Source organism: Niveispirillum lacus, assembly GCF_002251795.1.
In the GTDB taxonomy this organism is placed as follows: domain Bacteria; phylum Pseudomonadota; class Alphaproteobacteria; order Azospirillales; family Azospirillaceae; genus Niveispirillum; species Niveispirillum lacus.
Genome location: NZ_NOXU01000024.1, coordinates 227,810 through 240,172 on the forward strand (window position 1 = coordinate 227,810; position 12,363 = coordinate 240,172).

General features: G+C 64.3%; 15 protein-coding genes. 5 read left to right on the plus strand and 10 right to left on the minus strand.

All coding sequences use genetic code 11. The features are described from left to right. Nucleotides 1-41: 41 nt before the first annotated feature. Complete coding sequence (locus tag CHU95_RS06805) at nt 42-284, plus strand: hypothetical protein (protein ID WP_094455012.1); 243 nt, start codon at nt 42-44, stop codon at nt 282-284. 80 nt (nt 285-364) lie between these two features. Here CHU95_RS06805 and CHU95_RS06810 read toward each other — a convergent pair whose 3' ends face one another. The 3 genes from CHU95_RS06810 to pyrF are packed head-to-tail and all read right to left on the minus strand — an operon-like array spanning nt 365 to nt 2,287. After that, nucleotides 365-919: a GNAT family N-acetyltransferase gene (locus CHU95_RS06810; RefSeq protein WP_094455013.1), complete on the minus strand. Its 555-nt coding sequence runs from the start codon at nt 917-919 to the stop codon at nt 365-367. A 4-nt stretch (nt 920-923) separates the two neighbouring features. Further along, nucleotides 924-1,574: a phosphoribosylanthranilate isomerase gene (locus tag CHU95_RS06815; RefSeq protein WP_094455014.1), complete on the minus strand. Its 651-nt coding sequence runs from the start codon at nt 1,572-1,574 to the stop codon at nt 924-926. Continuing rightward, a complete protein-coding gene (gene pyrF, locus CHU95_RS06820) occupies nt 1,571-2,287 on the minus strand; it encodes an orotidine-5'-phosphate decarboxylase (protein ID WP_094455016.1) in 717 nt (238 codons plus the stop codon). The genes CHU95_RS06815 and pyrF overlap by 4 nt, the downstream gene beginning before the upstream one ends. A gap of 190 nt (nt 2,288-2,477) precedes the next feature. Between pyrF and CHU95_RS06825 the strand changes: the two genes are divergently transcribed. After that, nucleotides 2,478-3,065: a DUF2889 domain-containing protein gene (locus CHU95_RS06825; protein WP_094455018.1), complete on the plus strand. Its 588-nt coding sequence runs from the start codon at nt 2,478-2,480 to the stop codon at nt 3,063-3,065. 16 nt (nt 3,066-3,081) lie between these two features. Here the strand turns inward: CHU95_RS06825 and CHU95_RS06830 are convergent, their stop codons facing one another. The 5 genes from CHU95_RS06830 to CHU95_RS06850 all read right to left on the minus strand — a co-directional run bounded on the left by CHU95_RS06830 (nt 3,082) and on the right by CHU95_RS06850 (nt 8,100). Further along, nucleotides 3,082-3,594 carry a DUF2059 domain-containing protein gene (locus tag CHU95_RS06830; protein ID WP_165772053.1) on the minus strand — a complete coding sequence of 171 codons (513 nt, stop codon included), beginning with the start codon at nt 3,592-3,594 and terminating at the stop codon, nt 3,082-3,084. 53 nt (nt 3,595-3,647) lie between these two features. Further along, the gene (locus CHU95_RS06835; RefSeq protein ID WP_133065458.1) at nt 3,648-4,745 is read right to left on the minus strand and encodes an ABC transporter substrate-binding protein; all 1,098 of its coding nucleotides are present in this window, start codon (nt 4,743-4,745) and stop codon (nt 3,648-3,650) included. A gap of 113 nt (nt 4,746-4,858) precedes the next feature. After that, nucleotides 4,859-6,115 carry a hypothetical protein gene (locus CHU95_RS06840; protein ID WP_094455024.1) on the minus strand — a complete coding sequence of 419 codons (1,257 nt, stop codon included), beginning with the start codon at nt 6,113-6,115 and terminating at the stop codon, nt 4,859-4,861. Between the two features lie 82 nt (nt 6,116-6,197). After that, a complete protein-coding gene (gene ribA / locus CHU95_RS06845) occupies nt 6,198-7,352 on the minus strand; it encodes a GTP cyclohydrolase II (protein ID WP_342744704.1) in 1,155 nt (384 codons plus the stop codon). Further along, entirely contained in the window at nt 7,345-8,100 is a 756-nt protein-coding gene (locus CHU95_RS06850; RefSeq protein WP_165772054.1) for a CDP-alcohol phosphatidyltransferase family protein, read from the minus strand. The genes ribA and CHU95_RS06850 overlap by 8 nt, the downstream gene beginning before the upstream one ends. Nucleotides 8,101-8,229: 129 nt before the next feature. On the opposite strand from CHU95_RS06850, the gene upp reads away from it, so the two are divergent. Beyond that, entirely contained in the window at nt 8,230-8,874 is a 645-nt protein-coding gene (gene upp / locus CHU95_RS06855; protein ID WP_094455030.1) for a uracil phosphoribosyltransferase, read from the plus strand. 11 nt (nt 8,875-8,885) lie between these two features. Here upp and CHU95_RS06860 read toward each other — a convergent pair whose 3' ends face one another. Next, nucleotides 8,886-9,386 (minus strand): FxsA family protein, encoded by a 501-nt coding sequence (locus tag CHU95_RS06860; RefSeq protein WP_094455032.1) that lies wholly within the window; start codon nt 9,384-9,386, stop codon nt 8,886-8,888. A 147-nt stretch (nt 9,387-9,533) separates the two neighbouring features. Between CHU95_RS06860 and CHU95_RS06865 the strand changes: the two genes are divergently transcribed. Both CHU95_RS06865 and mltA read left to right on the plus strand, forming a co-directional pair. Then, a complete protein-coding gene (locus tag CHU95_RS06865; protein ID WP_094455034.1) occupies nt 9,534-10,232 on the plus strand; it encodes a Tim44/TimA family putative adaptor protein in 699 nt (232 codons plus the stop codon). Nucleotides 10,233-10,309: 77 nt separating this feature from the next. Then, entirely contained in the window at nt 10,310-11,530 is a 1,221-nt protein-coding gene (gene mltA, locus CHU95_RS06870; RefSeq protein ID WP_207762402.1) for a murein transglycosylase A, read from the plus strand. A gap of 5 nt (nt 11,531-11,535) precedes the next feature. On the opposite strand, the gene CHU95_RS06875 is transcribed toward mltA, so the two are convergent. Further along, a complete protein-coding gene (locus CHU95_RS06875) occupies nt 11,536-12,351 on the minus strand; it encodes a hypothetical protein (RefSeq protein ID WP_094455036.1) in 816 nt (271 codons plus the stop codon). Between the last annotated feature and the right edge of the window lie 12 nt (nt 12,352-12,363).

Consider the following 12,363-nt stretch of genomic DNA (forward strand, 5'->3'; position numbering starts at 1 on the left):
GGTGGGCACCATTTAATCTTGCCCGGAAGGGAGCCCGACCCATGTCCGAACCTAACACCAGCGCTGCAGAGCAGCTTTTCGAGAAGGCCCTCGACCTGGCCGAAAAGCATCTGGAAGCGGCCATGAAGGAAGGCGGCGCCCTTTCGGGTTATGTTGCCATCGCCATGATCGAAGCCGCCGTTAATCAGGCCGTAGAAGAGACCAGCCACGAAGATGTGGCTGACATGCTGCGTGATCTGGCCGACCAGATCGAAGCCGATGCCGAGGAAGGCGACGACGAGTAATCGTCCTGCCGGCTTGCGCATACGCACAAGAAAAACCCCGTCGGTCGCCCGGCGGGGTTTTTCTTATGCCTCAACGGCACCTACCCCCGCTTTGGCCGAATGCGCCCCATGGCCAGGGCGTCGACATAGACGCCGTCGCGGAAGGCATAGTCGCGCAAGCGGCCTTCTTCGATAAAGCCGAACTGCCGATAAAGCCGGATGGCGGGGTCATTATCGGCAAAGACCGTCAGTTCCACGCGATGCAGGTCCAGCCAGCGGTCGGCGGCATCGATCAGGGCATGCATCAGGGACTTGCCCACGCCCATACCCTGCGCCTCGTCATGTACACCGATGGCCAGATCGGCCACATGCCGGCGCCGTCCACCATGGCGGAACAGGCCAGCGGACCCGACAAGCTTGCCATCCAGGATGGCGACAACCTGCAAATCGTCGGCCCCGCCCTTCTCCATCCAGGCGCGGGTTCCCTCCACACTGGGAAAGGGCGGGCGCAGCGTGCCATGGCGGAATTTCGGCAGCGACGCCATGGCCGCCATCGCCGCCGCATCATCCAGTTGCCGTGCCCGCAGCCATAAACCCGGCGGGCCAAAGGCGGCAGCCGTACCGCCGGGCGGTGGGGTGAACGCGGACTGGCTCATGGCTTCACGCTCCCGCTGAAGTGACCGCCGACAGGAAGGCCCGAATCAGGTCCGGGCTTTTCCGGCCCGGCGCATCCTCCACCCCCGATGAGACATCGACGGCTTTGGCGCCGGTGGCCCGGATGGCGTCGGCGACATTGGCGGGGTCCAGCCCGCCTGACAGCATCCAGGGTTTCTGCCATTGACGGCCTGTCAGCAAGGACCAGTCAAAGGCCACCCCATTGCCACCGGGCAGAATGGCACCCTTGGGCGGCTTGGCATCGAACAGCAGCATATCGACCACCGGCTCATAGGCCCTGGCCGCGTCCAGGTCGGCGGCGTCACCGATCTTCAGGGCCTTCATGACGGGCAGCTTGAAGCGCGCCCGGATGGCCGTCACCCGTTCCGGCGTCTCACCGCCATGCAACTGGATCAGGTCCAACGGCACCTGGCCCGTGACATCCTCCAGGAAATCATCGGTGGGATCGACGAACAGACCCACGACACGGGTCCCCGTGCCCACCATACGCGACAGTTCGGCGGCGGTGGCGATGGAGACATTGCGCGGCGATTTCGCGAAGAACACCAGCCCAACCCAGCGCGCCCCGGCATCCAGGGCGGCCTGCATGGTCTCCGGCGTGCTGATCCCACAGATCTTGGCCTTCACTGCACTCATGCGCCCAGCTCCTCCGCAATACGCCGGGCGGCGGCGGCGGGGTCGTCATCCGCCGTGATGGGACGCCCGATGACCAGATGGTCGGCACCGGCGGCTACGGCATCGCGCGGGCCCATCACCCGTTTCTGGTCATTGGCAGCGGCCCAAGAGGGGCGGATGCCGGGCACCATCAATGTGAAATCGGCAGGCAGGTCACGGCGTAAAAGCGGCACTTCGGCGGGCGAGCAGACAATGCCGTCGGCGCCATTGGCGTGCGCCACACTGGCCAGACGGCGCACCTGATCCGCAGCGGGAACGGCCTGACCCACGGTGGCCAGGTCCTCATCCGACAGGCTGGTCAGCACGGTGACGGCCAGGATCCGCATGCGGGGCAAGCCGAGGCGTTCTGCCTCCTCCCGCGCGGCATCGGCAGCCGCCCGGATCATGGCGGGGCCGCCGCCGGCATGGATTGTCAGAAACTTCGGGGCCAGCGGGGCGACGGAGCGCACGGCACCGGCCACAGTATTGGGGATATCGTGCAGCTTCAGGTCAAGAAACAGGGGCAGATCGCCCGCCGCGATGACATCGCGGATGCCGACGGGTCCCTGCGCCATGAAGAATTCCAGGCCCAGCTTCACCCCACCCACCAGGCCGGTGACCTTGGCCGCCATGGCCTTCGCGCCCTCAATCTCCGGCATATCCAGGGCGACGAAGACGCGGTCGGTGGGGCGCATGGTTCAGGGCTCCAGATGAGAAGGGACCGCGCAGGTTTAACGCGGAACCGCAGCGGCGCGAAGGGAAGATCCGGCAGCCCTTCCATGCCGGGCGGCGGGGTGGCTTCCGAAAACGTAAGCCCGACGCTTGACCCACGGGCATGGCCCAGCCCAAGATGCAGCCCTAACGCCCTAACCCCTGGAGCCTGCCATGCCCCTGCCACCCCCGGACGCCGCGCGGGAGCCGTTGCATACACGACAGGTGACCTGCACAGGCTATCGCCGGGCCGACGGGCTTTGGGACATTGAAGGGCATATCACCGATCGCAAATCCTATGATTTTCAGCGCGACGGGCGGACGGTATCCAGCGGCGATCCCATTCATGAAATGTGGATAAGGCTGACCCTGGATAATCGGTTGACGGTGAAGGCGGTGGCCGCCGTCACGGATGCTGCCCCCTATCGGATGTGCCCATCAATCACCGGGAATTTTCAGCGTCTGGTCGGCCTGTCCATCGCCAGCGGCTGGACCGCAGCCGTTAAGGAGCGTTTGGGCGGGGTGGAGGGCTGCACCCATCTGGTGGAATTGCTCGGCCCGGTGGCCACCACCGCGTTCCAGACCATCGCGCCCTATCTGGAAGACCGCGACAAGCAGTCACGGGCCGCCATGGTCGAACGCGGCGAAACCCCGCCGCCCCGTCGTCGCCCGCCCATGCTGGACACCTGTCATGTCTGGGCCACCGACGGCGAGGTCGTGGCCCGGGAATGGCCTGAATTCGCGGCAAAGGGCAAAGGCTGAGCAGGCCGATGACACCTTACAATTGTTGGGGGATGGTCAGCCCCCGTTCCTGTGCTGCACGCGCAAAACTGTCCCAGGCCCGGTCTGCAACCCCTTCAGCCCAAGCCTGACCCAGCGCCATGCTCTGCTGGAGGATGGTGGGCGACAAGGCTACCAGTTTTTTGCCTGCCGGCGTCGCGTAGAAGGCGATCATCTGGTCCAACTCCGCCAGCGTAAAATAGGCGGCGTAAAGCCCGGTGATGCCCCGGGCCAACTCTGGCAGAGCGGTGCGCGCCTTGGGCAGGAAATGGTCGCGTACCAGAGCGGTCACTTCCGCTTCGCGTCCCGGATTCTCATGCGCCATCAACTCTTCCGCCCGCCGGGTCACGGCCAACAGGGTCTGGTCCGCCAATGCCTGGCTTCCAGACAGTTCCATCAGGATGCGGGCCTTGTCCAGGCGCTGTGCATCATCCCCCTTGGCGGGAGCGGCCACGGCGGGCACCGACAGCAGCGACAGGCACAGAACCAGGATAGGAACAATGGCACGCACAGGCGGCTTTCCTTCGATCGGACACATGGGAACTGCATCCTATCGGGTGTCGGTCAACTCGTCAGCACCGATGCGACCGACAGGTCATAATGCCCCTTGTGCTGACGCAAACGGTTGAAATCAATCCGCGACCAGCCGTCGCCGCCGAACCGTGCCAGATAGGGCCACACCTGTTCGGGATACAAGGGGGCCAGCGTCAGAAACCGTTCAGTACCGCCGGCATTGGCGAAATCCCGGCCATCGGCCAGATCACGCAGCATGGCCAGCGCCCAGGCACCCAGCAGGAAATGCCCGCCCATGGACAGGGTCATCCGACCAGCCGCCACCGCCTGCAACGCCTCTTCTTGCCAGTTCAACCCGATCACACAGGCATCACGTCCCGGTACCCGGCCCGAGGCTTCAAGCGCGTCCAGAGCACCCAGGGCCATATCGTCACTGGCACACCAAATGCCGCGTGTCTGGGGTTGCCGGCGCAGCAGCGACAGAGTCTTCTCCCGGGCCTCAGGACGACTCCAATTCACTGCGACAAGGTCCAGCAACGCAGCGCCGCCATCTTCGGCCAAGGCCTGGCGCAACCCGTCCGTTCGTTCCTGTCCTGCCGGGGTAGCGGCCAGTCCGCCCAGCGCCAGCAGCGGAATGGGGCCGGTGGCCCCCGGCAGCCGCCGACAATCCGCCAGAAGGGCGCGAGCCATGTAAGCGCCGGCACCGGCATTGTCGGCAACAAGGCTGCCCAGGAACAAAGGGGAGCGTTCACGGGGGCGGCCCAGAAGCGCCGTATCCTCCGCCGTCGGGCCGCTGAACACTATCATGGCCGGCACCCCGGCCGCTTGTGCCGCTGCCATCAGGGGAACCGCCGTGCGATGTTCATTCACGATCAACATAAAATCCGGCAGGCTGGCAAGGATTTCCTGACCTTTACTGATGATCCGTTGCCGGTCCCGTTCCGCATAATCGCTGATCAACTCAATATTGAAATGCTTGGCGGCTGCGGTCATCAACTGCTGCGCCATTTGCCAAAAACGGTCCCCCTTACGGCCGGGATTGACAAATCCGACGCGCAGCCGTGCCGCCCCGGCAAAAACACAGGGCCACGGCGCCAGCCCGGTCAAGGCAGCGGCCAACATCAGGCGACGTGACAAGCGAACAGTCACCGACAATACATCCCTTAGGCTGCGCTAACGCGGATGATCATAGTCTAACTGGTGCCATTGCACACGGGTGAATGTTGTCAGGATAGGCTCATCAACCGTATAGGATGAAAGGATCAATGGACGGTGCTGGCACCATTGGCAGCGCCGCTGCGACCTTGCGCCTGATACTTGTCCATGACGCGGGTCATCATGTCAGCAATCAGTTCCTTGGGCAGCGGCGCCGGACCCCCTGGCGGCCAAGCAGCCTGCGGTTGTGATGCTGGCGCCATGCTGTTGGGCGCATCAGTGGCGGCGGGGGCGGGAACGACAGGTTCGGACGTGGTGGCACCCGCCGACGGCACCAGCGTCCGGTTAGCGGTCACCTGGGTGGGTATGGCGGCATCCGGCATGTTGGCACCAGCGGCCCGGACCATCTGATTGGCCCGCGACGGGATGACGGGTTTCACCCCCATTGAACCGCTGGAAATAGCGGCAGCCCGGTATTCGGCCAACCCCTTACCGCCATTGGGATTTTTGGCCCGCTGCTGTTCCTGTTCCATGGCTGCCAGCAGATTGTCGCCGGCACCCGCGGCGCCAGGGGCCGGCAGGCTGGCCACGATGGCGGCCGGGCCCATGCCACGGGCCGCTGTCAGGGCGGCCGATGCACCGGGGGTGGTTTCAAGGTCCTTCAGGTGCTGTGCGTTGGCGATGCCCCCCGCTACCGGTGCCTTGGCGCTGATGGATGTGGCGGTGGCGGCCATTGAGGGAGCCGTCGCGGTCGGTTTCGGGGCGGCAGGAACCGCCGTGCCGGTGGAAGCACTGGGCAAAGCCTGCCCACCACCCCCCATCAGGCTTTCCAGCAATGCCGCCTGCCCAGCGGAAAGATCGACCGGTTGACCGGGCTTGGTCGCGGCCGCAGCGGCCATGCTCGTACCCGGCACCACATCTGGGGCCATGTCGGTGTCGGCGCTGGCGGTACGCGCGGGACGGGGGGCGGTGACGGTGAAGGGGTCTTCCGCCGGGGCAGCAGCGGGACTGTCCTTTTTCAGGCCCAACAGGCTGGCCACATGGTCGGTGGCATCCTTGCCGGTTTCTTTCTCCAGGATGGCGTCGGCGCTGGCCACCGCCATACCGATAGGGCCAAAAAACAGGGCGGCGCCAGCCACCTTGGCCGGGGTGCGGATCGTATCGCCAGTGATGGCCTGGTAAATCTTGTTGACGCCGGGAATATGCTGCAACGGGTTCACCACATCCAGCACGTCCCAGAAAGACATGCCCTCGCCCTTCTCGACCTTGTCGCTCTCAGCACCGGATGGCTTCTCCACGGCGGTGTGGTGTGGCGACTGGGTCCTGGCACGGACATGGTCCATATGGATGGCACTTGGCGGCATGGCGTTCCTCCCGGTTCGGGAAAAACAATGCAGGTCGTGTGCCAAGTGGAGGCGGCGCTTTTTGCCCAGTCCGGGCGGCGGCTCAGAACAGATGACCGGACTTTTCCGCCTTGGTGCGCAAATAGGCTTCGTTATGGCCATTGGCCGGGAAAATGTGGGGGACACGCTCCACCACGTCCACGCCAGACGCGGCCAGTTGCGCCATCTTGTCGGGATTGTTGGTCAGCAACCGCACTTGGGCATAGCCCATCTGGCGCAGCATGCTGGCAGCCGGCAGATAGACCCGTTCATCGGCATCAAAACCCAGAACCGTGTTGGCATCCACCGTATCCAGCCCACCATCTTGCAACCGGTAGGCTCGCAGCTTGTTCATCAGACCGATACCACGCCCTTCCTGGGCCAGATACAGAACGATGCCGGCGCCCGCCGCTGCAATTTCCCGGATTGCGCCCCGCAACTGCGGGCCACAATCACAACGCAGTGACCCCAGCAGATCGCCGGTGAAACATTCTGAATGCAACCGCGTCAGTACTGGCTGGCCCGCCGGCGGATCGCCGATGATGATGGCCAGATGTTCAGGCCCGCCATCACTGGGCCGAAAGGCCACAATACGGGTACGTTCCGCATCCTCCAACGGCACCGACGCCTCAGCGACGCGGGCCAAGCTGCGGGCGGAGCGGCGGCGGTAATCGATGATATCGACGGCGCGCACGCACAAAAGATCGTGGCGGCGGGCGAAACCCGCTCCATCGACCACACCCGCGCGTCCTAGCGGCAAGGGTGCCACCAGGGCAGCGGGCAGCAGACGGGCGATCTTGGCCAGGATGGTGGCCGCCCCTTCCGCCCCACCCGGCAGGGAGGTGGCCCCCATGCCCTGGCCGGCACGGGCCGGGCGGGTAGGATCAGAAAGGTCCCGGACAAGATCGGGCGTCAACCCCGCTGGTGGGGCGATACGCACAGGCCGGTCAACAGGTACATCCAGACCCAGGGCCCGGCCGCGCTGCCCCGTGACCACCAGGACAGGGGCATTGCCGGTCAGTTGTGCCAGATGGTTCATCGCCTGGGTGGTCACAGCCTCCGCGGCAAAGGCCAGCAGAGCGCCACCATCTTCCGCCGTGATGACCACAGCTTCCCCCCGACGCAAGTCAGACAGGGCACGGTCAACAGCGCGTTGGGCCGCGTTGTCCGGCGGGGTGGCGTGATCGGCAGAGGCGTATTCCAGAACCATGCTATCCATTATTCGATCCACCGGCGTCGCTGCGGTGGCTGATCAACCAAACCGTATCGGCGCTGAAAGAGAAAAGCAAAAGCCCAAGAGCTGCGCCCACCGCAAACCCGGTCAGCGGCGGCTCCAGAATGGGGGTGACGGCAATGGCCAGGACAGCCACCTGAACCATGCAACTGACCCGTCGGCGGCGACTGAAGGGCAGGGGATAGTTCAGCCAATGCCAGACCAGGCCCGCCGCCACGAACAGCGGGCGCAGCAGGGCCGCCAGCAGAACCCAAACCCCCACCTCCCCTGACAGCCAAAGCAGCAGGCAAAGATAAAGAATGGCGAGTGTGTCCATCTCCATATCGAAGCGGGCACCATACGGGCTGGACAGGCCCTGACGCCGGGCCAGCCAACCATCCACCCCATCCAGGGCCAGCGCCGTGATGGCGATCACGGCCAAGGTCCAGGTCTGGCCCCTATCCAACGCCGGAGCGAAGGGGAGGGTTCCCCCGACCAGAGCCAGAAGGCCGGAACGCAGAAGGGTGACCCGGTTTGCATGCCCCCACCCTGGGCCCTGATGTGCTCCCAACCGTGTCAGGGCAAACCAAAGGGCTGGCAGGAACGCAACCAGCACCAACACGGGATAAGCCGATGGCAGATCAATCCCCCGTCCCAACATCCAGCCCACCCCGGCCAACAGGGGCAGGGCCACCGCCAAGTGGGCGACGACCGACCGGCGCAGCGCCGGGGCAGGAAAGGGCGGAGATTGCATGACCATGCCATTAAGGTTGGCCTGATCGGGGCGAAGGCAAGGGGAAAAGCATCTGGGAACGGGGGCTGGCCGGAAGGGCCCTGAACCCGTTATGGTGCCCCGCGATCCCCACCCTGCTGGAACCGGGCCATGACCACCGACTTTCCTAATCTGTTTGTCCTCGACCATCCGCTGATCCAGCACAAACTGTCCTGCATGCGCGATCGTGACCGGTCCACCATGGGTTTCCGGCAATTACTACGCGAGATTGCGCTACTGATGGGCTATGAGGTGACACGTGATTTGCCGTTGACCACACAGCGGATTGAAACGCCGCTGTGCCCCATGGATGCGCCGGTGATCGAAGGCAAAAAACTGGCCGTCGTGCCGATCCTGCGCGCTGGCCTGGTGATGGCAGAGGGGCTGCTGGAACTGGTCCCAGCCGCCAGGGAGGGGCATATCGGACTTTACCGTGACCATGAAACCAAACGGCCTGTGGAATATCTGGTAAAATTGCCGGACGCGGCAGGTCGTCTCTTCATCCTGGTCGATCCGATGCTGGCCACTGGTCATTCAGCGGTCCACGCAGTCGATGTGCTGAACCGCCATGGCGTGGCCGATAGCCAGATCCGTTTTATGGCGTTGGTATCTGCACCGGAAGGTGTGCGCACCTTCCACGCCGCCCACCCGGATGTGCCGGTCTACACGGCGGCCCTCGACAGCCATCTGAACGAAAATGCCTATATCGTGCCCGGCCTGGGCGATGCGGGCGACCGGCTGTTTGGAACCAAATAGGCAGTGGGAGGTCAAGGCGACGGCGGGCGCCATTTGCTGTCGGGCGGGGGCAGGTCACCTGCCTGATCGCTGGCACCCGGCGTCGACACATCCTGATAATCAACGTCGATCACTGGCTGGCGGCCGGCTGGACGGGGTCGGGACCGGACAGGCTGACCATTCACCTGCATGAAGATCGTCATACGGGCCAGCAGGGCCGCCCGCACCGGCGGCAGAAACAGGATCAGGCCCAAAATGTCGGTGATGAAGCCTGGGATCAGGAACAGGATCGCCGAAAAGGCCATGCACAGCCCTTTGAACATGTCCCGCATCGGTTCGGTTTCGCCAGTGCGCAGGCCCACCTGTGCCCGCCGCACGCTCTCCAGCCCGGTACGTTGCAACAGCAGCACCCCGACAATCCCGGACAACAAGACCAGCAGAACCGTGTTCAACGCCCCGATCTGCGACCCGACCCAGGCGAAACCAGCGATCTCTAATAAGGGCAGAATCAGTAACGGAAGAAGGAAACGCATGGCTGTCCTTGCTCTTTACGTGTCGAGGGCCTATCTAACGGATAGGCATTCATAAATTAACGCCCCGGCGGGCGGATGGCGAGGATAGCCATTCGCAACAGATGTGCAGATGCTAGGCCGGGTGCAAGGGCAGAAATAGGTGATGCGATGGGCGGCGGCTCCGTCTGGCTGGAAATCCTGATTTTCGCGATGGCGGCGGTCTTTTTCATCTACCGCCTGCGCAATGTCCTGGGCCGCAAGCATGGGGAGGAACGGGAACGTCCGAACCCCTTCACGCCGCGCGACAATACCGGCGCCACTGGCCCGACAGTTGACAGTGACAATGTCATTCCCCTGCCCTCGCGCGGGCCCGTCGCTGATCTCCCGGACCTGCCCGACCCTTCCGGCCCCGTGTCGCTGGAGGATGGATTGCGTATGATCCGGGCAGCAGACCCGACTTTCAACGAACGCACCTTCCTGCTGGGCGCAAAGGCCGCGTTTGAAATGATTGTTAAGGCCTTTGCCGACGGTGACACGCCGACCCTGCGGCCGCTGCTGGCTGATGAAGTCTATGACCGGTTTGCCGCCGCCATCCGGGAGCGGCAGGCAGCGGGAGAGACATTGGAAAGCCGTATCCACAGCATCGAGTCGGTTGATCTCACCGGCGCGCGCCTGGACGGGCGCACGGCCCATTGCACGGTTACTTTCACGACACGCCAGACCCATGTCACCCGTGATGCACAGGGCGTTGTGATTGACGGGGATGAAGCGCGGCCGGAGGAAGTGGTCGATATCTGGACCTTCAGCCGCAATACCCGCGCCAGCGACCCCAACTGGCACCTGTCTGAAACGCGCAGCGGCGGCTGATGTCGTCGCGGTCGCCCGATCCTTTCGGGGCGCCCCATACCGGGCGCCCTTTCCATGTCCGCTCCATGGATCGCCTGATGCGCCGTCATTCCCTTGCCGTCCTGTTTGCCTTTGGCCTGCTAACGGGCTGCGCTCCGCAGTCCGTAAAGCCGCCTGCCCCGACTGTTGCGCCTGCCCCGGCTGTGGAGGCTGAAAGACCCGCCGCACGACTGACACTGCGCCCCGCGCGCTTCACCGACCTGCCGGGCTGGTCGGTGGATCGCACGGCCGAAGCCCTTCCGGCACTGTTGAAAAGCTGCGACCGGCTGGCAAAGCAGCCGGCAGACCGCCCCCTGGGGCCAGACGGCATGATGGGCCGCATCCGCGACTGGACAGGCCCCTGTGCAGTGATCGCCAAGCTGCCGCCGGGAGATCATGTTGCCCTGCGCCGCACAGTGGAAGACCTGTTCCAGCCCTGGGCCGCCGGCGACAATGGCCAGGAGGAAGGGTTGTTTACCGGCTATTATGAAAGCGCCCTACGCGGGTCGCTGAAACGGCAGGGCAAATACCAGACGCCGCTTTATAAGCGTCCCTCCGATCTGGTGATGGTCGAACTGGGCGAGTTCCGTCCCAACCTCAAGGGTGAACGTATCGCCGGCCGTGTGGTGGACGGGCAGTTGAAGCCCTATGCCGACCGCCGCGCCATCGAATCCGGCGCCCTGAACGGCAAGGGGCTGGAACTGCTTTATGTCGACGATCCCGTCGATGCCTTTTTCCTTCAGATTCAGGGGTCGGGGCGGGTCACCCTGCCCGATGGCAACCAGATTCGTGTCGGGTATGACGGACAGAATGGCCATCCCTATTTCGCTATCGGCCGTGAACTGGTGGCGCGCGGTGCGTTGACCAAGGATGAAGTCTCGATGCAATCCATCCGCGCCTGGCTGGAAGCCAACCCTTCCAAGGCGGCGGAGGTGATGAACACCAACCCATCCTTCGTGTTCTTCCGCCGGCTGGAAGGGGAGGGGCCGTTAGGGGCACAGGGTGTTGCCCTGACGCCAGGGCGGTCATTGGCCGTAGACCGGACCTTTATCGCCTATGGTGTGCCCGTATGGCTGGATACAGAAGATCCGGTGCAGACCAAGACGCGTGTCCGGCGCCTGATGGTGGCTCAGGACACCGGCGGTGCCATCCGGGGGCCTGTGCGCGGTGATGTCTTCTGGGGGCATGGGCCAGACGCTGAACATCGGGCTGGTCTGATGAAAAGCAGCGGGCGTTATTGGCTGCTGCTGCCCAAAGGCATAACGCCACCGGTTTCCTGACGGGGTTACCAGTCCGTTTCGCTGATGATCGACCCGTCGGGGCAAGTGGTCTCGCGCAGTTTGACGCTAATCTTCCCGGTATCGGCGGACAGGATATAGTCGGATTGGGTTTCGTCTCCCCGATCGCCGCATGCCCGGTGCGCGACCACCGCCGCCCCCGACTGATCACGCAGCGCTGCCCAAGCCCGCGCATTCAGCATCAATGCCCGCTCAGGATGTCCGGTGGAGCGCAGGAAATCCAGCCGCTCACGCCCCGCCGGCAATCCGATGGCGGCATAGAGGGGCTTTCCCCCCGGCTCCACATCTGTCTGCAACAGGAACTCGCTGCTGCGCCCGTCCCGGTCATAATCTGCGAATCGCATCAGGGTGATGGCGGGACGCCGGTCCACCGTTTTCAGAAACTTGCCTTCATCCTCAAGCCAGCGGCCATAATCATCATCCTTGACCGTCCGGCGCGGCAGGACCGACCAACCGGCCTCCCTGTGGCCATTGATCAGTTCTGAGGCCGCCTCGAAGGCGGGACCGGGATCGAAACGGTCAATCACCTGACCATCGCGCAGCCGGCGCAGCGACAGGCGCCCCATCTCGCCATAAGCAAAGCCAGCGCAGGGGGCGGTGATGGCCACTTCCGGGCTCACCGCCTCGCAATAATCGCGGACGGGACCGACCCAAACCAGTTGCCATACCTCTTCGCTGCCCGCCACCATCAATCGCTGTTCTTCCCGGAGGCTTTCCGGCGGCGGGGCTGTCGGAGCCGATAATGCTGCAGGTGGTGTCAGCAGCAGTGCGTGCAGGGCCAGGAGGATGGTGTGCCGGCGCATCAGGGTGCCCTC

Coding starts and splice junctions, on each gene's coding strand:
- CHU95_RS06850 (WP_165772054.1), bottom strand. CDS start 8,100: ATGCAATCTCCGCCCTTTCCTGCCCCGGCGCTGCGCCGGTCGGTCGTC.
- ribA (WP_342744704.1), bottom strand. CDS start 7,352: ATGGATAGCATGGTTCTGGAATACGCCTCTGCCGATCACGCCACCCCG.
- CHU95_RS06840 (WP_094455024.1), bottom strand. CDS start 6,115: ATGCCGCCAAGTGCCATCCATATGGACCATGTCCGTGCCAGGACCCAG.
- CHU95_RS06860 (WP_094455032.1), bottom strand. CDS start 9,386: ATGCGTTTCCTTCTTCCGTTACTGATTCTGCCCTTATTAGAGATCGCT.
- CHU95_RS06815 (WP_094455014.1), bottom strand. CDS start 1,574: ATGAGTGCAGTGAAGGCCAAGATCTGTGGGATCAGCACGCCGGAGACC.
- CHU95_RS06875 (WP_094455036.1), bottom strand. CDS start 12,351: ATGCGCCGGCACACCATCCTCCTGGCCCTGCACGCACTGCTGCTGACA.
- CHU95_RS06805 (WP_094455012.1), top strand. CDS start 42: ATGTCCGAACCTAACACCAGCGCTGCAGAGCAGCTTTTCGAGAAGGCC.
- pyrF (WP_094455016.1), bottom strand. CDS start 2,287: ATGCGCCCCACCGACCGCGTCTTCGTCGCCCTGGATATGCCGGAGATT.
- CHU95_RS06865 (WP_094455034.1), top strand. CDS start 9,534: ATGGGCGGCGGCTCCGTCTGGCTGGAAATCCTGATTTTCGCGATGGCG.
- CHU95_RS06825 (WP_094455018.1), top strand. CDS start 2,478: ATGCCCCTGCCACCCCCGGACGCCGCGCGGGAGCCGTTGCATACACGA.
- CHU95_RS06810 (WP_094455013.1), bottom strand. CDS start 919: ATGAGCCAGTCCGCGTTCACCCCACCGCCCGGCGGTACGGCTGCCGCC.
- upp (WP_094455030.1), top strand. CDS start 8,230: ATGACCACCGACTTTCCTAATCTGTTTGTCCTCGACCATCCGCTGATC.
- mltA (WP_207762402.1), top strand. CDS start 10,310: ATGCGCCGTCATTCCCTTGCCGTCCTGTTTGCCTTTGGCCTGCTAACG.